This is a genomic window from Paenibacillus diazotrophicus (assembly GCF_042610465.1).
Map to the genome: position 1 here is coordinate 282,036 of NZ_JBGJZN010000002.1, position 20,650 is coordinate 302,685.

Annotated in this window: 23 protein-coding genes and 2 tRNA genes; 19 read left to right on the forward strand and 6 right to left on the reverse strand. The window is 50.3% G+C overall.

The annotated features are described in order from the left end of the window. Nucleotides 1-134: 134 nt before the first annotated feature. From ACAN54_RS12555 to ACAN54_RS12575, 5 genes are all read left to right on the forward strand, one after another. On the forward strand, nucleotides 135-2,294 hold the full coding sequence (locus ACAN54_RS12555; protein WP_379155867.1) for a Tex family protein: 2,160 nt from the start codon (nucleotides 135-137) through the stop codon (nucleotides 2,292-2,294). 224 nt (nucleotides 2,295-2,518) lie between these two features. Then, nucleotides 2,519-3,430, forward strand: a complete 912-nt coding sequence (locus ACAN54_RS12560; protein WP_379154895.1) for a GNAT family N-acetyltransferase — start codon at nucleotides 2,519-2,521, stop codon at nucleotides 3,428-3,430. A gap of 377 nt (nucleotides 3,431-3,807) precedes the next feature. Then, nucleotides 3,808-4,578 carry a hypothetical protein gene (locus ACAN54_RS12565; RefSeq protein ID WP_379154898.1) on the forward strand — a complete coding sequence of 257 codons (771 nt, stop codon included), beginning with the start codon at nucleotides 3,808-3,810 and terminating at the stop codon, nucleotides 4,576-4,578. Between the two features lie 83 nt (nucleotides 4,579-4,661). After that, nucleotides 4,662-4,934, forward strand: a complete 273-nt coding sequence (locus ACAN54_RS12570) for a hypothetical protein (RefSeq protein WP_379154901.1) — start codon at nucleotides 4,662-4,664, stop codon at nucleotides 4,932-4,934. Further along, the gene (locus ACAN54_RS12575) at nucleotides 4,904-5,584 is read left to right on the forward strand and encodes an HAD family hydrolase (protein WP_379154904.1); all 681 of its coding nucleotides are present in this window, start codon (nucleotides 4,904-4,906) and stop codon (nucleotides 5,582-5,584) included. The genes ACAN54_RS12570 and ACAN54_RS12575 overlap by 31 nt, the downstream gene beginning before the upstream one ends. A 294-nt stretch (nucleotides 5,585-5,878) precedes the next feature. On the opposite strand, the gene ACAN54_RS12580 is transcribed toward ACAN54_RS12575, so the two are convergent. Further along, a complete protein-coding gene (locus tag ACAN54_RS12580; RefSeq protein ID WP_379154907.1) occupies nucleotides 5,879-6,859 on the reverse strand; it encodes an S-layer homology domain-containing protein in 981 nt (326 codons plus the stop codon). Between the two features lie 330 nt (nucleotides 6,860-7,189). Between ACAN54_RS12580 and ACAN54_RS12585 the strand changes: the two genes are divergently transcribed. From ACAN54_RS12585 to ACAN54_RS12595, 3 genes are all read left to right on the forward strand, one after another. Further along, nucleotides 7,190-9,169: a GTP-binding protein gene (locus ACAN54_RS12585; RefSeq protein ID WP_379154910.1), complete on the forward strand. Its 1,980-nt coding sequence runs from the start codon at nucleotides 7,190-7,192 to the stop codon at nucleotides 9,167-9,169. Nucleotides 9,170-9,239: 70 nt separating this feature from the next. Beyond that, nucleotides 9,240-9,506, forward strand: a complete 267-nt coding sequence (locus ACAN54_RS12590; RefSeq protein WP_379154913.1) for a hypothetical protein — start codon at nucleotides 9,240-9,242, stop codon at nucleotides 9,504-9,506. A 44-nt stretch (nucleotides 9,507-9,550) separates the two neighbouring features. Continuing rightward, a complete protein-coding gene (locus tag ACAN54_RS12595; protein ID WP_379154916.1) occupies nucleotides 9,551-10,111 on the forward strand; it encodes a histidine phosphatase family protein in 561 nt (186 codons plus the stop codon). 183 nt (nucleotides 10,112-10,294) lie between these two features. Here the strand turns inward: ACAN54_RS12595 and ACAN54_RS12600 are convergent, their stop codons facing one another. Beyond that, entirely contained in the window at nucleotides 10,295-10,894 is a 600-nt protein-coding gene (locus tag ACAN54_RS12600; RefSeq protein WP_379154919.1) for a CGNR zinc finger domain-containing protein, read from the reverse strand. 182 nt (nucleotides 10,895-11,076) lie between these two features. Here ACAN54_RS12600 and ACAN54_RS12605 point away from each other — a divergent pair, with 182 nt between their 5' ends. Continuing rightward, nucleotides 11,077-11,571, forward strand: coding sequence for a DinB family protein (locus tag ACAN54_RS12605; RefSeq protein ID WP_379154922.1), 495 nt, complete (start codon nucleotides 11,077-11,079; stop codon nucleotides 11,569-11,571). Nucleotides 11,572-11,713: 142 nt separating this feature from the next. Continuing rightward, nucleotides 11,714-11,881, forward strand: a complete 168-nt coding sequence (locus ACAN54_RS12610) for a hypothetical protein (RefSeq protein ID WP_379154925.1) — start codon at nucleotides 11,714-11,716, stop codon at nucleotides 11,879-11,881. 81 nt (nucleotides 11,882-11,962) lie between these two features. Here the strand turns inward: ACAN54_RS12610 and cmpA are convergent, their stop codons facing one another. Further along, the gene (gene cmpA / locus ACAN54_RS12615) at nucleotides 11,963-12,100 is read right to left on the reverse strand and encodes a cortex morphogenetic protein CmpA (RefSeq protein ID WP_379154928.1); all 138 of its coding nucleotides are present in this window, start codon (nucleotides 12,098-12,100) and stop codon (nucleotides 11,963-11,965) included. 87 nt (nucleotides 12,101-12,187) lie between these two features. Then, nucleotides 12,188-12,547, reverse strand: coding sequence for a hydrolase/acyltransferase (locus ACAN54_RS12620; RefSeq protein WP_379154932.1), 360 nt, complete (start codon nucleotides 12,545-12,547; stop codon nucleotides 12,188-12,190). Between the two features lie 120 nt (nucleotides 12,548-12,667). Here ACAN54_RS12620 and ACAN54_RS12625 point away from each other — a divergent pair, with 120 nt between their 5' ends. Continuing rightward, a complete protein-coding gene (locus tag ACAN54_RS12625) occupies nucleotides 12,668-13,153 on the forward strand; it encodes a SprT family protein (protein ID WP_379155870.1) in 486 nt (161 codons plus the stop codon). Between the two features lie 5 nt (nucleotides 13,154-13,158). On the opposite strand, the gene ACAN54_RS12630 is transcribed toward ACAN54_RS12625, so the two are convergent. Both ACAN54_RS12630 and ACAN54_RS12635 read right to left on the reverse strand, forming a co-directional pair. Continuing rightward, nucleotides 13,159-13,812 carry a pentapeptide repeat-containing protein gene (locus tag ACAN54_RS12630; RefSeq protein WP_379154935.1) on the reverse strand — a complete coding sequence of 218 codons (654 nt, stop codon included), beginning with the start codon at nucleotides 13,810-13,812 and terminating at the stop codon, nucleotides 13,159-13,161. A gap of 33 nt (nucleotides 13,813-13,845) precedes the next feature. Continuing rightward, nucleotides 13,846-14,274, reverse strand: a complete 429-nt coding sequence (locus tag ACAN54_RS12635; RefSeq protein WP_379154938.1) for an Lrp/AsnC family transcriptional regulator — start codon at nucleotides 14,272-14,274, stop codon at nucleotides 13,846-13,848. Between the two features lie 133 nt (nucleotides 14,275-14,407). Between ACAN54_RS12635 and ACAN54_RS12640 the strand changes: the two genes are divergently transcribed. The 8 genes from ACAN54_RS12640 to ACAN54_RS12675 all read left to right on the forward strand — a co-directional run bounded on the left by ACAN54_RS12640 (nucleotide 14,408) and on the right by ACAN54_RS12675 (nucleotide 20,550). Further along, on the forward strand, nucleotides 14,408-15,160 hold the full coding sequence (locus ACAN54_RS12640) for an MBL fold metallo-hydrolase (protein WP_379154941.1): 753 nt from the start codon (nucleotides 14,408-14,410) through the stop codon (nucleotides 15,158-15,160). 89 nt (nucleotides 15,161-15,249) lie between these two features. Next, nucleotides 15,250-15,325 (forward strand) — tRNA-Asn (locus ACAN54_RS12645). Nucleotides 15,326-15,332: 7 nt separating this feature from the next. Continuing rightward, nucleotides 15,333-15,421: transfer RNA gene (locus tag ACAN54_RS12650), tRNA-Ser, on the forward strand. Nucleotides 15,422-15,930: 509 nt separating this feature from the next. Continuing rightward, complete coding sequence (locus ACAN54_RS12655) at nucleotides 15,931-16,836, forward strand: branched-chain amino acid ABC transporter permease (protein ID WP_379154944.1); 906 nt, start codon at nucleotides 15,931-15,933, stop codon at nucleotides 16,834-16,836. A 12-nt stretch (nucleotides 16,837-16,848) separates the two neighbouring features. Beyond that, nucleotides 16,849-17,817, forward strand: coding sequence for a branched-chain amino acid ABC transporter permease (locus ACAN54_RS12660; protein WP_379154948.1), 969 nt, complete (start codon nucleotides 16,849-16,851; stop codon nucleotides 17,815-17,817). Further along, nucleotides 17,786-18,568 carry an ABC transporter ATP-binding protein gene (locus ACAN54_RS12665; protein WP_379154951.1) on the forward strand — a complete coding sequence of 261 codons (783 nt, stop codon included), beginning with the start codon at nucleotides 17,786-17,788 and terminating at the stop codon, nucleotides 18,566-18,568. The genes ACAN54_RS12660 and ACAN54_RS12665 overlap by 32 nt, the downstream gene beginning before the upstream one ends. 4 nt (nucleotides 18,569-18,572) lie before the next feature. Further along, nucleotides 18,573-19,274, forward strand: coding sequence for an ABC transporter ATP-binding protein (locus tag ACAN54_RS12670; RefSeq protein ID WP_379154954.1), 702 nt, complete (start codon nucleotides 18,573-18,575; stop codon nucleotides 19,272-19,274). A gap of 76 nt (nucleotides 19,275-19,350) precedes the next feature. Next, entirely contained in the window at nucleotides 19,351-20,550 is a 1,200-nt protein-coding gene (locus ACAN54_RS12675) for an ABC transporter substrate-binding protein (RefSeq protein ID WP_379154957.1), read from the forward strand. Nucleotides 20,551-20,650 lie beyond the last annotated feature (100 nt).

Below are 20,650 nucleotides of genomic sequence, written 5' to 3' on the forward strand. Positions count from 1 at the left end.
TAATCTGTGATACTATTTCAGGGAGATCATATGAACACAGATCGTGTACGGAAAGAGGGATTTCATTGACAGTGGATACAAATCAAGGGGGTCCGGCGGCTGAAGAAGCGCTGGCCCGCCAGGAGCAGGAAACGATCACGCAGGCGATTGCCAAGGAGCTTGGCATCAGTGTGAAGCAGGTGCGAACAACGGTGGGGCTGCTGGATGAAGGGAATACGATCCCTTTTATCGCCCGGTACCGTAAGGAAATGACCGGCGAGCTGGACGAGAACGTGCTGCGTGATATTGAAGAACGGCTGAGCTATCTGCGTAATCTGGGGGACCGTAAGAAGGATGTCCTCCGCGCCATTGAGGAGCAGGGTAAGCTGACGAAGGAGCTACAGGAACAGATTCTCAAGGCAGTGAAGCTGCAGGAAGTGGAGGATCTGTACCGCCCGTTCCGCCAGAAACGCAAGACGCGAGCCAGTGTCGCGAAGGAAAAAGGACTGGAACCGCTGGCTGACTGGGTTATGGAGCAGCGCCGGCAGGGTAACCCCTTAGAGGAAGCTGCGAAATATATAGATGTGGACAAAGGTGTAGAAAGTGCCGAGCTGGCGCTCCAGGGCGCGATGGATATCATAGCGGAGAACATTGCCGATGATCCTGCAATCCGTTCCTGGGTCCGCCAGTATACAGCCAGCCAAGGCATGCTGGTCTCGGAAGCAAAGGATGCAGAGCAGGAGAGCGTCTACGAGAATTACTATAATTACCGTGAACCGGTACATAAAATGCCGCCGCACCGCATTCTCGCCATCAACCGCGGCGAGCGGGAGAATGTGCTGAAAGTCGGTATAGAGGTGACTGCCGACAAGATTCATGCTTTTATCCAGCGGAAACTGATTAAGGGGCCGTCACCGGTCAAAGACCTGCTGGAAGCAGTGACCGAGGATGCCTACAAGCGGCTGCTCGCACCTTCCGTGGAGCGCGAGGTGCGCGGGGAGATGACGGAAAAGGGGGAGACGCAAGCGATTTCCATCTTCTCCGGAAATCTGCGCAGCCTTCTGCTGCAGCCGCCGGTGAAGGGTCGAAACGTTCTCGGCGTCGACCCGGCCTACCGTACCGGCTGCAAGCTGGCCGTGGTGGATGACACCGGCAAGCTGCTGGAGGTGGCAGTCACTTATCCGACGCCGCCGAACAACAAGAAGAAAGAGGCGGCGGCGAAGTTCAAAGAGCTGATTGCCAAATATGGCATACAGCTCATAGTGATCGGCAACGGCACCGGCTCGCGGGAGACGGAGCAGTTCACCGCCGAGGTCATCGCAGAGATCGGCGATCCGGAGCTGGCGTACCTCATTGTCAATGAGGCCGGAGCCAGTGTGTATTCCGCCTCCAAGCTGGCGCAGGAGGAGTTCCCGGATCTGGATGTGGCGGAGCGCAGCGCCGCCTCCATCGCCCGCCGCGTGCAGGACCCGCTCGCGGAGCTGGTGAAGATCGATCCGAAGGCGATTGGTGTGGGACAATATCAGCATGACGTCTCCCAGAAGCATCTGGAGGAGAGTCTTAAGGGAGTGGTGGAATCGGCAGTTAACCATGTCGGTGTTGACGTGAACACCGCTTCCGCTTCCCTGCTGTCTTATGTCGCAGGGATCAATGCGACGATTGCCAAGAATATTGTGAAATTCCGTGAGGAGAACGGCAAGTTCACCACACGCAAGCAGCTGCAGAAGGTGCCGCGTCTTGGCGCCAAGTCCTATGAGCAGTGCATCGGGTTCCTGCGCATTCCAGGAGGCGACAATACGCTGGACCGGACACCCATTCACCCGGAATCCTATCCGGTGGTGGACCGTCTGTTCCGCGAGCTGGGGCTCGAAGTCTCCTCGCTTGGCAGCAAGGAGTTCGCTTCCCAGCTTGAATCGCAGGATGCCGCCGAGCTGGCCGTGAAGCTTGAAGTCGGCGTGCCTACGCTGCGCGACATCCTGGAGAGCCTGCAGCGTCCGGGCCGCGATCCGCGTGAGGAGCTGCCGCTGCCGATCTTCCGCACGGATGTGCTGAAGATCGAGGATCTGGTTCCCGGCATGGAGATGCAGGGAACCGTACGTAACGTAATCGATTTCGGCGCCTTTGTCGATATCGGTATTAAGAACGACGGGCTGGTGCATATTTCCCAGCTGAGCGGGAGCTTTGTGAAGCATCCAATGGATGTGGTCTCCATTGGAGACAACGTTACCGTATGGGTAATGGGCGTCGACCTGAAAAAAGGCCGTGTCAGCCTGACCATGCGTCCGCCGCGTGACAATACCGGAGGCGCGAAGTAAACTGTACAGCCAGCCATCGGCTTCGGAATTCGAAGCCGATGGCTTTTTTACTCTCAAATCCACACGGAGGCGTCCCTGCAGGAACTACTATAATAATGCAAGCTTCACTAGAGAAAAACCTGCCAGCTCTTGGTACTGAATAGGTATATTCATTTTTTAGCTGTCTGTACTTTTTTTTACCATGCTATAATTTGGAATAATCTAGAAGAAGGCAGGGGACATTATTGAATGAATATGTGATTCGGAACTTTAACCAGGATGACATGCCGGCGCTGGGAGAATTATATCAGGCGGTAACCTCAGGGGGGCCTGTGATGTTCTGGTGGGTAGGGGAAGAAGAGAACTATCCGAATGTGTTTTGTGCTTTTGAAGGACAACAGATGGTTGCCAAAGGGCAGATTGCGGTATTTAATATTATCGCACCCGAATGTGTGCCGGAGAGCAAGCACAAGATCTTCATTAATCTGCGGGTTTGGCCGGGCAGGGAAGAAGATGTGGAGCTGCTGAATCTTGTACATGAGCGGTTACTGGCCCGGGCCCGTGAGCTCAAGGCGACGCTGCCGGGCAGCCATGGAACCATACTATGTGTTGGGAACTACGTGGTGGAAGAGAGCTACAACCGTTATTTTCAGCAGCAGCAGGAGTATCAGTATTTACACAGCTTATATACCCTGAAACGTGACTTGACTGAGCCTGTTGTGGATCTGCCGCTCCCTGATGGACTGGAGTTCATGCATTGGCGTATGGAAACCCCCGAGGAGCAGACACAGTATATGCAGCTGGAAGCTGAGGTGTGGCCGGAGGCTCCGATTGGAGCAAATCGTCTTGCCGAGCATCGCGGGCATCCGCTATGGACCGCCATCACCGCGCGTGAAGCAGGAACGATTGTTGGCAGTGTGATGGCCTGGCAGGAAGACGGGGGTGGCATTGTTGAAGATGTGTTTGTCCGGGAAGCCTGGAGAAGACGAGGGATTGCCCGATTTTTGCTCAGTGAAGCCTTGAAATATTTGAAAGGTCATGGGCTTGAAACCGCATCGTTGGTAACCGGAACCGATAACCGCTCCGCCCAGGCTCTGTATCATTCTGCCGGTTTCCGTACAGAGAGCGAAGAAACCAGATATTACATAGAGCTGTAGAGTTATAGAGCTGTAGACTTCTGCTTGGAAAGCCGCATTTAGCGCGTTATGTCTACTATTGATCACAACCTTCTGGACGACCTCACAGATATTGCCTGTGAGATCTAGAAGGTTTTCTTTTGGTTCGTTGTACAATACATTTCGTCCGATCATCCATATGGGCCCCCTGATGATTCAGAAGCAACTCTATAACCGGTGACAATCAGCTTGTCGGTACCCCTTTTATCGAAAGGCTGGCCTCCCTCGCGGAACGGGTAATAATACTTAATATATCTTTCGTGCTGAACCTTTCAGCGAGTTGCGCATCTTCACTTGCAACTTTTTCCATTTAAATACGTCTTTATACACAGAACCATAGCAGCATGAGGAGGGAATTCATGAAGAAGAATACTGTGCGAATATTCGGATGCTCTGCGCTAGCCGCTGTTCTATTAGTCTTATCAGCGTGTAATGCAGCACCTGAAGCCGGCCCTGATGCTACACTGGCACCTGAGCAGGCCCAGGAGTCCCCGTCGGAGTCACCTTTGCAGGATGCATCACCGTCCCCAACGCAGGCCGCGTCCCCGTCCGCATCCCCACTCTCTTCGGAACCGGCAGAAAGTCAGCAGCCGCAGGCTTCGGCTGCCCCCGAGGAAGGAATGCCGCCTACCGCCGAGGAAGCGGCTGTAACGGTGGTAAGAGCCCTGAAGGCAGGAAATATGGAGACTATAGCATCCTGGGCTCACCCGGATAAAGGCGTCCGGTTCTCACCTTACGCTTATGTTGATACAGCAACCGACCTGGTATTTACCCGGGATCAGCTGAAGGGTCTGATGAAAGACCCCACGCCTTATGTATGGCGTGAATACGCCGGAACAGGAGAAATAATAAAGCTAACCTTTGCGGAGTACTTCAAGCGCTTTGTATATGATGCGGACTTCTTGAATAAGGCCGAAACCGCGCTCAACAAAGGATTGGGACAAGGGACGACGCTGAATAATATTAATGAGGTCTATCCCAAGGATCGTTACGACTTCGTGGAATATCATATTGCGGGTATTGATCCCGCACATGAAGGAATGGACTGGCGCAGCCTGCGCCTGGTATTCGAGAAGATGGGGCCGGATCACGCGCTGGTTGGTATCGTTCATGATCAATGGACACCTTGACGGGAAGAGGGACGCAGGTAGTCAGGCTTGTACTGTAAAAGAGATACACCGCTGAAAATAGCGGATGTATTGTAAATAGACGCATGCCGATCAACCCGTGGCTGCGTCTTTTTTTATACTGTCAGAAGAAAACAGGAAACGTTCTTGAATGGTTGCGCAAGCAGCCGTTTATTACGCTAACGGGCAGGATAGTTACAATATATGACACATTAACTGGAAACGATAGCTCCACCAAGCGCAACGACAGCCGGTCACTCGATCAGCTGCCGTTGTCCATTGAAGTAACGGACAATTTACAGAAAACATCTCTGAAAGGGTTGAGAATGTGGGTATTAAAGCAGTACTCTTTGATTTAGATGGTACGTTATTAGACCGTGATACCTCCCTTTTCTTTTTTGTGCGAGACCAGTACGACCGGTATACACAACTTCAATTAGTTGAGAAAGACATTTTTGTGCAACGGTTTATCGAGCTTGATAATCATGGATATGTTTGGAAAGATAAGGTTTACCAGCAGCTTATAGATGAGTTTTCAATTCAAGATATGGAGTGGACAGAGCTTCTAAGTGATTATTTGACTAATTTTCAAAGACATTGCATAGGTTTCCCTAATTTGGTGAATATGCTTACTCTTTTAAAGAACAATGGAGTAAGAATAGCACTAGTCTCTAACGGATACGGACAATTCCAATATGATAATTTCAGAGCACTGGGTATTAGTCATTTATTCGACGAGGTTCTGATATCAGAATGGGAGGGATTGCGAAAGCCAAACCCAGAAATTTTCATTCGAGCTCTGTCAAAACTGGGAGTGAAAGCAGAAGACGCTCTGTTTGTAGGTGACCATCCGGAAAACGATATAAGAGCGAGTCGCGATGTAGGGATTAAAGCAGTATGGAAAAGAAACAAACAATTTTCTCATGAAGTTGATGCCGACGCAATTATAAATGATTTAGAGCAATTAACTCAATACGTACTACGCTCACAGGGAACGTTAGCTGAATAATGACACGATGGCAGCCGGTCATGACGATCGGCTGTTTTTGTTGAACTAAAGGGCAGTTTAGTATAGCGAAATATTCACGTAAATTTTTTATCAAAAATAGAAGTTGACTTTGACACAGTGTCAATCTTTTAAGATAAGGGGGAAACAAGTATTGGTTGAATTGTAAATCCCGATATTTCGTTTTCATCAACGCCTCCACCTCATTACGCTCCCTGTTTAAGGGAGGAAGTCCACTTCTCCACACCCAAAAAAGTCCGCATTCCTTGAGGGAATGCGGACTTTTTTTAGGCATGCTCAGCGTGTAGTATCTGAGCCAGAGGGAGAAGGATTGGCTGTCAGTGACTGGGCTGTTGCGGTATAGCCTTCCGGCAGATACGTTACGGCAGTGCCCTTGGAGATAACCATAGGGTACATTTGGCCTGGTGCCGGTTTGGTTACGCTGAAATAGATGACCGCTGTTTTGTTCTGGCCGAATTCAATCCGGTTAATGGTCAGCCCATACCCCGGGTTCGGCAGATTGCTCACGGTTACCGTGGCTTTGTTGACGCCATCGCCGGCTTTTTCCAGGCTTACCGATCCTTCATACATCTGGGAAGGAGCCGTGGTGCTGTCATCCGGAGTGATCACCGTTCGGGCAAACTCCGCAGCGTCATAGATCCAGACAGCGGCTTCAGAACGGGTCACGGCATCATTGGGACGGAAGGTATTGTTTTTCTCCAGGGTCACCAGATGGGTATTCACCAGAATCTGCAGGCTGTTCATTTCTGCATTGGACAGCTTGCCACCATCCGAGATATTGGAATACATCAGGGTGACCGGGAAATCTCCTTTGCTCTGCAAGGCCTGAGTCAGCAGATGGGCGAACTGGATGCGTGTCATCGCAGCATTCGGATCAACCGACGGGTCCAGGGTCAGGCCGTTTTGCTTCGCAATCAGGAACGCTGAAGCATACCAGGCCTTATCTTTTACTTTGTCAAAGTAGGTACTAGCTGTAGCAGTGCTGCTGCCGGTCGATGGCTGTGGGGACAACTGCAGGCCGTTTACGATAAACTGGATGCCTTGGGCAAAGGTAACCTTCGATTTGGGCGCAAATCTGTCCGTTGTCACTCCATTCACAACTCCTTTGTGATGCAGTGCGTTGATTTTGGACTCAGCAGGATCTCCATGTAAATCGGAAAAAGCAAAAGCGGATACTCCAAAAGATAGGCTTGCCGCCAGAATGCCGCACGCTATAGTCATTTTTTTCGCGCTCATCTGGAAAAGTTGTTTGTTCATTGTGCATCACCTCTTATCCTCTTAGATGGCAGAAACATTAGAAATGTTGCAGATTCACTCCAAAAAAATGAAATTCATTCTCCTAAGCTGAAGTAGGACAGACTTCACTTCGTTCTAATCATCGCTTTTACAGATAGGATCTCCAAGTATTGCGTCTCCAATGATTGCTAGCATGCTTCAGTAAGTAATACCCTATGCCTCTGGTATGAACCAATCTGTTGGGTCGAAGTGGGACGGCTGGTTCAGGATTGAACACAAGCGCCACTTCGCTGTACACTTAAGAATGATAGCGCTATTACAATAATTTCAGCTCATGACAGGAGAACATAGATGATTCAGCAGCAGGGATTGGAACGGATCAATGTAGGGATTTTTGCCCATGTCGATGCGGGGAAGACAACCACTACGGAGCATATTCTTTTTGAGAGTGGCCGTATTAAATCTGTGGGCAGTGTAGATAGTGGAACGGCGTTGACCGATTCCATGGATGTGGAGCGCCAGCGGGGGATTTCTGTGCGTGCGTCCTTGGCATCGTTCGAATGGCGGGGTGTGCAGATGAATCTGGTCGATACCCCGGGGCATGTAGATTTCCTGTCCGAGGTGGAGCGGAGCTTACGGGTGATGGACTGTGCCGTACTTATTCTGTCAGCGGTTGAAGGTGTGCAGGCCCAGAGTGAGATGATCTGGAATGCGCTGCGCAAGCTGGGGATTCCGACGCTGATTTTTATGAACAAAATGGACCGGGTCGGCGCAGACCCTGAAGCTGTGCTGGCCCAGGCGCGAACGTATCTTTCGGGTGATATCCTACCGGTCCAGCAGGCTTTCGGTCAAGAACAGGAATATGCCGGTGCTGTGGATTTATGGGCAGAAGAGGCTGGCCCTGCGGCACGGACGGGACTGCTCGAAGCGCTGGCTGAACGGGACGAGGAGTTGCTGGAGGTATATATGTCAGGTGCTCCGCTTGATATGACAGCCTGGAAGAAACAGCTGATCGCCAAGACAACTTCCGGTAAGCTGTTCCCGCTCGTCTACGGTGTAGCTGCCAAAGGTCTTGGCATCACGCAGCTGCTTGATGCGATGACCGATTATTTTCCCCGTGCCGGAGGAAATCCGGAATTGCCGGTGTCCGGCATCGTGTACAACATTCAGCGTGACAAAAGCATGGGCCGTATGGCGTTTGTCCGTCTCTATCAAGGTACAATCCGCAACCGGGATACGGTGATGAATTATTCGCAGGATGTTCAGGGCAAGGTGACACAGATCCGCAAAGTGGAAGGAGGGCGCACGGAGGATGTTGGCGCACTGGAGGCCGGGGATATCGCCGTAGTCTATGGGTTGTCCGGGGTCAGAATCGGTGATGTGCTCGGACTTCCGGATGCGATTCCGCAGGAAGCCAAGCTGGCTGTCCCGCTGCTTACGGTGCGTGTGCATTGGGAGGCAGATGTAGAGGAGCATAAGGTCATCGGAGCCTTCCAGGAGCTGGCTGACGAAGATCCGCTGCTCGATACCCAGTGGCTGCAGGAGGAGCGGGAGCTGCATATAAAGGTTATGGGACCGATCCAGCTGGAGATTCTGGACAGTGTACTGGACAGTCGTTACGGCCTGAAGGTCACCTTCGGCCAGCCGTCCGTCATCTACAAGGAGACGCCTGCCCGTGTGGGCGAAGGCTATGTCGCTTACCTGATGCCGAAGCCGTGCTGGGCCATTTTGCGGTTCCTTATTGAGCCAGGTCCGCCGGGAAGCGGCCTCCAATATGAATCGCTGGTCCGCAGCTCCGATCTGCTGCCGCAGTACCAGAACGAAACAGCCCGCCGTGTCCCGGAAGCACTGATGCAGGGGTTATACGGCTGGGAGGTTACCGACCTAAAAGTAACGCTGACTGAAGGGCAGCATCATGTGTGGCATACGCATCCGCTGGATTTTGCGGTGGCTACGCCTATGGCTATCATGGACGGGCTGAACCGGGTTGGCACCAAGCTGCTGGAACCGATTCTCCAGGTCCGCATCGTCGTTCCCGAAGAGAATGGCGGCCGCGTCATGAACGACCTTGTACAGATGCGCGGCACGTTCGAGCCGCCAGTCCTCCAGGGCGAGCGGATGATCATCGAAGGACGACTCCCGCTGGCAACCTCGCTCGATTATCCGGTGAGTCTCAGCTCTTACACGAAGGGGCGCAGCACATTCACTTCTTTTTTTGCCGGCTACGAGGAATGCCCTCCAGACGTCAGAGCCGAGCGCACCCGCCGGGGCGTGAATCCGCTTGACCAGGCCAGATATATTCTAAGCGTGCGTAAGGCGCTGCAGGGTTAGACGCGAACGCTGGAATGTTATCCGGAATTCGCCGATATAATGAGGTACCTTAACAAGCGGAGGGGTGCAGATGATCATATGGGCAACGCTTTTTGCAATCATAGCTGCTGTGATTTTACCCGTCTTTCTAGGATCTTATGGTATTTTGCTGCTGTTCGCAGTCGTGTTTGGCATGGTGATGAGCATCTATGTCAGGACCAAAGAGATTCACTCAGATGTGCAGCGGATCAAAGAAAAGTTGGGAATCACGGACGAAGGGGATACGGGTCTGAGCAACGAGGAAATAGAGGCGGAGCTGGAGCGTGAGTATTTAAATCAAGGGAAACCGCTAGATTAGTGAGGCAGCGTTGGCAGAATAGATCTTGATATGGAGGCTGCAAAGTGACGACAACCATTTATTTGATCCGTCATGCGGAATCATTATATACAGAAGGCCAAGAGCGGGAAAGAGGATTGTCCGAACAAGGAAAGGCCGATGCGGAACGCGTCAGATCTATTTTGCAAAAGGAATCAATAGATCTGTTTGTCTCCAGTCCATATGAACGGGCCATTCAGACGATCCAGCCATTGGCTGATGAGAAGCAGAAGGAGATCATTCGGATTGAAGGGCTACGGGAACGGACGATTGGGAATATAGCAGGTGTGAGCTTTGTGGAGGCCAAACGGAGCGTGTATCAGGATTTTACAGCTGCTTTTGAAGGTGGTGAGTCCAGTGCCGAAGCGCAGGCCAGGGCTGCTGGAGAGCTTAATCTTTTATTGGAAAAGTATGAAGGAAGCACACTTGCTGTCGGTACACATGGTGACATTATGACCCTGATGTTGAATGATTTTGACACGTGGTACGGATATGAATTTTGGCAATCCACGACGATGCCAGATATTTACCGGCTGGAGTTAGAGGACGGGGAGCTTGTCCGGGTAACGAGGATGTGGGAGGACTAGTCCTTGTAATGAGCCGGGATCCATCATAACCTCCAAAAACGTTCAGTAGGCGGACACCAGGCTCTATGCAGCGAAAATACCAGGCCAAAAGGGATGCCCCCCGGTTTATCCACCGTGTACATAGCTGCTGATTCCCCGACAAAGAATCTGAGCTGCGCAGCCTAGAACGTTCAGTTCCTAACGTCATTCAGTCCTGGTGTCGCCTCCGGCGTCCGCCTTCTTACGTGCCCGGAAACGACGGACCTTCATCAGATTACCGCACATTTTATCGTCGCAATAGCGCTTCGAGCGGTTACGGGTATCATCATAATAGACCCATAGGCAATCAGGATTCTCGCATACGCGGATGCGTGAGTGTTCCTTCTCCATAAGCACAGCGGCAAAAGATGACGCAATCTCGGCCATCACCTGTGCCCAATCCGCACGCTGTGGCACAAGAGAGAGGTGCGCCAGGCCAGCATTATTCCAGACGATCTGCCGAATGGCCGGTCCTTTGTTCATATATCCATTTAGCTGTTCCAGCAAAGCACGGTCTACTGTATCTTCATAGACTACCTTCTGCACCCCCGCCCACAGGAGGCTCCTTAGCTGCTGCAATTGATCCAGCTCTGCAGGCTTAAGCGGCAGTTCTGCCTGAAGGGAATGACGCTTCAGCCATGAAGCCAGCCATTCCTGATCCATCAGCCTATCCTTGTCGCCGCCACGGTTGCTTGTCCGCCAATCCCGCCAATAGCTGTTAATGAAATCGTCCCACAGCACCTCTGATCCATCCTTCCAGACCATCCATTTTTCATTGATTGTAACAGTTAAAATATAAATTTGCTAGTTACTTGATCCGTGGCTGAGAATATGCTACATTTTCAATGTAACCATTATACGTGTATTTAAGCCGTTACCTATTGAATGGAGATGTTCGGGAAAGCCAAGCTCAACACAGACTATATGGATGTTATAGGAGGTAAAACATGCAGAATAAGATTAGTGATGTTTTGCTGGAAAATTGGGATTATGTGATGGATATCGAGGATTGGGCGCCGCCGCTTAGCGCAGCACTGGAAGGTGTGACCAGCGAACAGGCCATCTGGAAGCCGCAAGGAGTTGCAGGTAACTCCATCTGGGAGACGGTTAACCATCTAACTTATTACAAGGAACGTCTGCTCAACAAGCTCAAAGGATTGCCGAACCCGTCTGATGCCGGGAGCAATGATGCCACTTTTACAGTTGCGGACAGCGGGGAAGAAGCTTGGGGGCAGGCGGTAGCCAAGCTGAAGAAGATTCACGCTTCGCTGCGGGAAGTGATTGAGGCGCTGGAGGAAGGCGCATATGAATGGGGAGGTTCCGGGCATGCTCCAGGGGAAGAAGTGATGAGTCTGATTCTTCATGATTCCTATCACACCGGCCAGATTGTACTGGTCCGTAAGTTGCAGGGCTCCTGGCCGGCGAACCGTAGTTTCAACTAAACATACAAGGTGCTACATGAAGCCGCAACTCCGGTTCTCCGTGATTATGGAGAGAACCCGGGGCTGCGGCTGTTTGTTTCAAGCAGGAAAGAGGTGGGGTAATGGATGCTATCAACGAGAGATTCGAAAGGAGAGATTGATGATGGAACCGAATACTAGAGATAGAAGTGTTGAAGTGGAACGCACTGAGGTGCATAAAAAATCGGATTCCAGCCTTGTCGCTTCGACTTTTATCAAATATGCCGCTTATATTATTATCATCTTTGGAATATTGTTCTTCCTGGTTAAATATGTCTTCCCGATGTTCTAGAAGATTTCAGATAAACCATTCCTACGTCAAAACCCATCCCGTAACTTCTGGGGATGGGTTTTGTTTGAATCATCCATGTACCTATAACTCACGCTGAATAGAATCACGGGATTCGGCGGAATTGCGGTAAAAAAACCAGCATTCGTTCAGCAGTTTAATCTGACGCCGGTCTTTTTTATAATAGGCCTTCATGAGCTGATGGCAGAGCCACTGCGGCATGAGTACCCCTCCTCTGCATGCTAACGTAAGATAGCATATGGGAGAAGCCGCCCAAAGGTGCGGCCGCGGACCGTATTTCCCGGGTTCCTAGTGTACGCCTTCTTCTTCCTCTTCGTACCACTGCTCAAGCTGGGCTTGAAGCGCGCGGATTTCAGTTAATAATGAGATCAGCGGATAATTGCTCTCCTGAATGGATGAAAAAGCGCTCTCCAGGCGGTTGATATAGGCCAGTCCGGATTCCGGTGAGTGCTCCTCGCGCAGCAGCTCCAGGGAATCGCATTCTGCTATAGCAAGCGGCAGATCCGGGATATCATCCGCGGTTAGCTTATCGATTTCTTTATTGAGGCGAAGATTGAGGGCGCTCAGCTGATACGCATATTCCTCCGGCATTTCTACGAATAGCAACTCCTGATGCTGCTGCAAAATTACATACCGCATTTTCGGCATAAGTCATTCTCCCTCCGAACTTGTCTTCCTTCTTGACAGTGTAGCCTATGGGCAAGTTACAATTCAAGTAGAGATCAGAATTTCTTGTGGAGAGGACTTGTGAGAGAGACGATGACTAGAATGAACAATGAAGAACTGCAACAGTGGATCGAGCAGGTATCGCAAGACAGCTTTGGTGTCCCTTTCCGGCACAAGGCCAGCTTTAACAGCCGGCTGAGCACAACGGGTGGAAGGTATTTTACGAAGAGTCACAATATCGAGATCAACCCGATGCAGCTGGAGATATTCGGTAGGGAAGAGACCGAGCGCATCATCAAACACGAGTTGTGCCATTATCATTTGCACTTGGCGAAGCGGGGATATATGCACCGGGATGCGGATTTCAAAAAACTGCTCGCAGTGGTCGGCGGCAGCCGGTTTTGCCAGACCCTGCCCGGAGCGAAGGCTCGTAAGCCATTGCCTTACCGGTATAAGCTTGTCTGCACTGCCTGTTCTACAGAGTATCCGCGCAAACGCAAGGCCGATCCGAAGCGCTACCGCTGCGGCAATTGTGCCGGCAAGCTTAAGCTGATTGCACTGGAAGCAGGCCAAGGGAAAGCTAAATAGGAGTTTCAAATATCGGGATCGGTCTTGATGATCAGGCCGAGAAGCCCTACGAAGGAAGCTGCCTGTTCTGCGGAAATAATACAGCCTGCGAGATCTTCAATATCGACATTCAGACCGGAGAAGCTGCAGTCGCTGAGATCGATCTCTTTTAACCTGCAGCCGGCGAAGGTAGCCTGATCGATTTCGCATTCTAGGAATTCGACTTGGTTCAGACTGGCCTGATAATAATCACTGCTGATCAGCCGGCAGTTCGCAAAAGCCGTTCCTTTCAATTTACCGAACCGGAAGCTGGCAAAATCCCCGATACAATCCACCATGCGTACATTCTGAAACCGTCCCCTGCTGAAATCCGTTCCGGTCAGTTTACAGTTCCGGAATTCTGTCCGGTGCACAAAAGCGTCGCTGAAGTTTACATTAGACAAATCGCAATTTTCAAATATCACATCCGTCAGTTCAATGGCATGCAGTGTGGACTCAGTAATGGTTACATTTCGAAAAACCACTTTATCGAACGAGACCCTGGACGCTTCCTGATATTCAATCAGACAGTCACTGATAAGGCACTGGCTGATTTCTTCCTTCGTTAGCAGAGTTTCAATTTGCTGTACCAGCAGAGAATCCGCATCGGTAATTTTGGGTGAATCAATCTTGTTTTTCATCTATGGCCTCCAGGTAACTATTAATTGATGCTTCTACTTCAGCTTGCCTATTCCCAGATTTACCCGATAGTTGCCGAACTCCAGCAGCTGGTCCAGAAAAGTTGCCAGTTCCTCCTGATCTTTGGCATATACGCGCATCCAGTAACACCCTTCACCGCTGACCCGGTGCAGCTCAGCCACACTCTCATGGCCCAAGGCAAATTGTTGAAAAAGCGGGTGTGATTTGTTCGTACTCAGGAACACAGTGATCAAAGCGTGAATGCTCTGTCCAAGCTTCTGTGGATTCCATCGCACGGTATAGCCCTCTATAATGTCCAACTCCCGCATTCTGCGGATTCGCGCGCCTACCGCCTGGCCTGTCATGTGTATTTTCTCCCCAATTTCCTTCTGGGTTAACCGAGAATCTTCTATTATATATTGTAGAATTCTGTAATCTGTTTCATCTATTGTGTAGTCGTCCATTTGTACGATAATTCCTTTCCGGGTGAAAGCAGAACTGCCCAATCTCTTTCGCCGCACAATGTATTCTGACCGAAGAGGCGTCTATACTTAGATTGTAGCAGAAGACAGGATGGATGAAAGAGGTGTTTTTTTGATGAAAGTTCAGCTTATCCGCAACGCAGCCCTCTGGTTGGAATACGCCGGTACTTCGTTTCTGGTGGATCCCATGTTTAGTGAACAAGAGGCGAATCCGCCTATTCCGAATACTGCCAACGCACGTAATAACCCTTTAGTACCTTTGCCGGGGCCGGTTCAGCAGTGGCTTTCGCCTGATGCTGTGCTAGTCACACATTTGCACCGGGATCATTGGGATACAGCCGCAGTGTCTCTATTGCCGCATGAGCTTCCAGTTCTATGTCAGGATGGGGATGGAGAGACGCTCAGGAGGCAGGGTTTTGAGCATGTATCCGTGATTGGGGACAATGAGATTTCAAACTTCCAGAACACAACCCTGAAGCGGACCGACGGCCGGCATGGCACTGGAGAAATCGGAGAGCTTATGGGGAAGGTGTCCGGTTTTGTGTTCCGCGCCGAAGGCGAACCTGTCTTGTATATAGCAGGCGACACGATTTGGTGCGATGAAGTGAAGCAGGCCCTGGATGAGCACAGACCCGAAGTTATCATCGTAAATAGCGGAGGAGCGCAGTTTCTGAACGGAGGGCATATTACGATGAATGAGCAAGATATTGTGGACCTGTGCAACTATGTGCCTGAGGCAGCTGTGATTGCTGTGCATATGGAGGCCATCAACCATTGTAAGGTTACCCGTGAACATCTTAGAGCCCGGCTGGAGCAGGAGGGACTGCTGGACCGGGTCAAGATTCCGGGAGATGGAGAGTGGTGCTGATCCGGCACGTGAAAACGATATCAAAGTTATGCGATAAGCTTGACTAGACCACAAAATCATGATAAATTATTTCTTGTTCATGTGAATGTTCCCTGATAGCTCAGTTGGTAGAGCACTCGACTGTTAATCGAGTTGTCACAGGTTCGAGTCCTGTTCGGGGAGCCATTTTCTTGGAGAGATACCCAAGTGGCTATAAGGGGACCCTCTGCTAAGGGGTTAGACTGCGTAAGCGGTGCGAGGGTTCGAATCCCTCTCTCTCCGTTCTGAATACACTTGCATAACTTTATAAACTATATCATGTAAGAGAGCTTCCGTCAGGAAGCTCTTTTTTTGTCTGTTGATTTCTGACGGAGTAACTTTGTACCCATCCCCGTCCCTCCTCCGATGAAGAACCTGTTAATACAACTCATTACTCCTTTAGTTAATTGAAGGATTGATGCTGTAAAGAGACAAAAGTTATATTATTTTCGGAAAATCAAAGTATTGTAATGAAAAAGGAATAAGCTACCCAAAGCTGCGTGCTTCAAAAACCTCTGATTTTCTTCGCTTTCCTTCGAAATATTTCATTTCGGCACTAAATATAACCTTAATATAACTGCTTATGTTAAGTTAATTTACATATAAATCTGAATTTTCTATTACATTACATTTTTATTAGTGACGGAGGTATAACCCTGTGTTAATATAAATAACATCAAAGAGGTCAAAAAGAAAAAAACGTGTGAGCTTGGAGAAAGGGAGTAAGATTATACGCGGAAAAGGGGATGGCGATGGAGTATTTCATTCAGCAATTAATTAACGGGATTTCAGTAGGTAGTATCTACGCTCTGATCGCCCTTGGTTACACCATGGTATACGGTATTATCAAGCTGATCAATTTTGCTCACGGGGATGTCTTTATGGTGGGGTCGTTTATCGGACTGTACAGTGCTAAATATTTGGCGGATGCAGGTTTTCCTCCGATTGTCGTTCTGATCCTGTCGCTGGTCATTTCGATGACGATTAGTGCGCTGCTAGGCATATCGATTGAACGCCTGGCCTACAAACCGCTGCGCAAATCCACACGCATTGCTGCGCTGATTACTGCCATAGGGGTATCGTTTCTTCTCGAATATACCGGAGTGCTCATTCTCGGGCCTCAGGCCCAAGGCTTCCCGGACATCATGGAGAAGAAACAGTACACGCTCTTCGGATCTTCGATCCAAGTGGAATCCAATCAGGTAATGATTCTGCTAACAACGATAATTCTTATGCTTATCCTGCAATATATTGTCCGTTATACCAAGACCGGCAAAGCCATGCGTGCGGTATCGTTCGATGTAGAGGCGGCGCGATTGATGGGGATCAACGTAGACCGTACCATTTCGGCAACCTTTGCCATCGGATCGGCGCTTGCAGCTGCAGCTGGCGTGATTTTCGGTATGACTTATAACTCCGTCGATCCACTGATGGGTGTGATGCCAGGGCTTAAGGCCTTTGTTGCTGCAGTACTTGGAGGAATCGGAAGTATTCCTGGAGCGCTGGTTGGCGGATTGCTGCTCGGAACGGTGGAGACGGAGATTTCCTCACTCGGATTTTCCTCCTGGCGTGATGGTGTGGCTTTTGCCGTATTGATTCTGATCCTGATTTTTAAACCATCCGGGCTGTTTGGCAAGAATGTCCGGGAGAAAGTGTAGGAGGGAATCAGCGTGAAGAAGCTAAATAAAAACTTCTGGGTGGGAATTATTGTTGCCCTGGCCTTCTACGGAATTGTTCAAGTTCTTTTAACAACGGGAGTATTCAGTGATGTGACGAGGTCTATGCTGCTTCTGATCGGTGTGAACATCATGCTGGCGGTCTCGCTCAATCTGATTACCGGGATTACCGGACAATTTTCCATTGGGCATGCAGGGTTTATGTCGGTAGGTGCTTATACATCAGCAATCCTGACGCTTGACTATAATGTTCCGTTTGTTCCGGCGATCATTGCTGGAGGTTTGCTCGCTGCGGTGTTCGGTGTATTGATCGGCATGCCGACGCTTCGCCTGAATGGTGATTATCTGGCGATTGCCACTCTGGGGTTTGGTGAAATTATCCGGATCATTATGCTGAATACGGAATATGTTGGCGGTGCGTCAGGACTAAGCGGCATCCCAGCCAAAACCACATGGACCATGCTGTTCCTGTTCACTTTGGTCACCGTAGTTGTAATCAATAACTTCATCCGATCTACACACGGCCGGGCTTGTATCGCTATCCGTGAGAATGAAATTGCTGCTGAGGCGATGGGGATCAATACGACCCGTTACAAGATCGTCGCTTTTACCATTGGCGCTTTATTCGCCGGTATGGCGGGCGGCTTGTCAGCCCATACGTTCTATGTAATAACCCCAGGCAGCTTCAACTTCCTGAAGTCGTTCGAAATCATCGTTATGGTTGTTCTCGGGGGGCTTGGCAGTACGGCCGGTTCTATCGTCGGAGCGGTCTTTGTTACTCTGCTCTATACTTACTTGCGAGAATTTCCGGAGTGGCGGATGATTATCTATTCTATTGTTTTGATCCTGATGATGATCTTCCGTCCTAGCGGTCTGCTTGGCAAAACCAGATTCTCTCTGGGCAATTTCGGCAAAAAGGAGGCCAAGGCAAATGACGCAATCAGCGAAAGTAGTGCTCCTTGATGTTCAAGAGGCCAGCCGCTCTTTTGGCGGACTTAAAGCCCTTAGTGAAGTTTCCCTCCATATTGACAAAGGCGAGCTTATCGGACTGATCGGCCCGAATGGTGCAGGTAAAACAACATTGTTCAACCTGCTGACCGGAGTATACCCTCCCTCTACTGGCAGCATCATCCTTAACAACGAATCCATCGGCGGCATGAAGCCCTATAAGATTAATCATAAAGGGGCAGCCCGCACTTTTCAGAACATCCGGTTGTTCACATCCATGACCGTGCTGGAAAATGTAAAAATTGCCTTTCATCAGCATGCCAGACACTCGCTGTTCTCCTCGATGCTACGGCTTCCGAAGCATTTCAAGGGAGAAGATGAGATCACACAGAAGTCCATGGATATCCTGAAAATATTCAATCTGGCCGAGCAAAGCGGTGAGGTTGCCAGTAATCTTAGTTACGGGAACCAGCGGCGTCTTGAAATTGCACGTGCTCTGGCTGCCGGGCCAAAGCTGCTGCTGCTGGACGAACCGGCTGCCGGTATGAACCCGAATGAGACCCGTGATCTGATGAACCTCATTGCCTGGATCCGCAAGGAATTTGATCTAACGATTCTCCTGATTGAACATGATATGTCTCTTGTTATGGGCGTCTGCGACCGGATCTATGTGCTTGACCGCGGTATCCTGATTGCGAATGGCACGCCTGCGGAGATTCGGAGCAATCCGAGGGTTATCGAAGCGTATTTGGGACAGGAGGCGTAAGGGTATGCTCAAAGTACAGGGAATCAATGTTTATTACGGAGCCATTCATGCTCTGAAAGATCTTAGCGTTGAAGTGAAACAAGGAGAGATTGTGACATTGATTGGTGCCAATGGCGCCGGTAAGTCGACGCTGCTCAAGACGCTTTCAGGCCTGCTTAAGCCAAAGACAGGCGCTATTGAATTTCTGGACAAATCCATTACGAACCAGAGTGTTCAGGCGATTGTGAAGCAAGGGCTGATTCATTGTCCCGAAGGACGGCGTGTATTCGCCAATATGTCGTTAGAGGAGAATCTGGAGCTTGGCGCATACCTCCAAAGTCCCACGAGCCTGGCGGCTGATTTCGAGAGAGTCTACAACACCTTCCCGAGACTTCTGGAGCGCAAGAAGCAGCAGGCCGGAACCTTATCCGGCGGCGAGCAGCAGATGCTTGCTATGGGCCGCGCCCTAATGGGACACCCCAAACTGCTATTGCTGGATGAACCGTCCATGGGGCTTGCCCCGCTTCTGGTTCAGGATATTTTTAAAATTGTCAAAGAAGTAAATGATGCCGGCACAACGGTACTGCTCGTGGAGCAGAATGCTCATCAGGCCCTCAAAATTGCCCATCGCGCTTATGTGCTGGAGACGGGCAGAGTGGTGCTGGAAGGAGACGCCAAGGAATTGGCGGATTCCGAAGAGATTAAAATGGCCTATCTCGGACACTAAGTCTGTCAGGCCCTACTATGCAGCATCATAGAACCATCATATACAAATTCAATTTATCGGGAGGCTGGGAGAAACTATGAAGAAAATTGGGGCCATTATTTTGTCGGCAGTACTGACAGCAGTATTAGCATCGGGCTGTGGTAACAACAACACAGAGAACAGCGGCAATTCTGCAAGCGGCGGCAACGCTGGCGGGGACACCATCAAAATCGGTGCTGACCTTGAACTCACAGGCGGCCAGGCTTCTTTCGGCGACTCCGCATCAAAAGGCGCGAAGCTGGCTGTACAGCAGATTAACGACGCGGGCGGGATCCTGGGCAAGAAGCTGGAACTGATCGTAGCTGATAATGCCTCGAAGTCCGAGGAAGCCACGCAGGTTGCGCAAAAACTGATTTCTAACGATAAAGTTGTTACCATTATTGGTGCCTCCACATCGACTAACACACTGGGTATCGTTCCGGTGGTAACCGAAAAAGAAATTCCACTCGTAGCGGTGGGCGCCACCAATCCGAAAGTTACTGTGGATGAACGTACCACCAAAGTGAACGAATGGGTATTCCGCGCTGCCTTTATCGATCCTTTCCAAGGCCAGGTTATGGCTAATTTTGCCCTGGATTCCCTGAAAGCCAAGACTGCAGTAATCTACACCGATACTTCGAGTGACTATTCCAAAGGTCTGCAGAAGTTCTTCGAAGAAACCTTCAAAGCCAAAGGCGGCGAAGTGCTGAGCCAGGAGTCTTACCAACAGAAGGATTCTGACTTCAAAGCCGTGCTGACCCGTATCAAAGCCGCTAACCCGGATGTGATCTATCTGCCAGGCTACTATGAAGAAGTCGGTAAAATTCTGAAGCAGGCACGTGAGATGGGGATCACTGCTCCATTCCTGGGCGGGGACGGCTGGGATTCTCCACAGCTGGCTGAAATCGCCGGTGCAGAGGCTCTTAATGACACTTACATGTCCAATCACTACTCTCCGGAAGATACAGCTACTGAAGTTACCAGCTTCGTGGATGCTTACAAAGCGGCTAATGGCGGCGCAGTGCCTGACGGGATGGCGGCTCTGGGTTATGACGCGTTGAAGCTGGTTGCCGATGCCATCACCCGTGCCGGAGAAGCAGACCCTGCCAAGATCAAAGATGCTTTGGCGGCAACCAAAGACTTGCAGCTGGCTACCGGCAAAATCACTCTGAACGAAACGCATGACCCGGTAAAAGCAGCGGTTGTGCTGAAATTCGTTGACGGCAAGCAAACGTTCGAAACGAAGGTTAATCCTTAAGCAGAGCTTGCGCATATGATAAAATAAACAATATCTCTTGAAAAGAAAGGCTCCATTTGGGCCTTTCTTTTCGCATCCTATAAAGTGTAGGCTTATACTC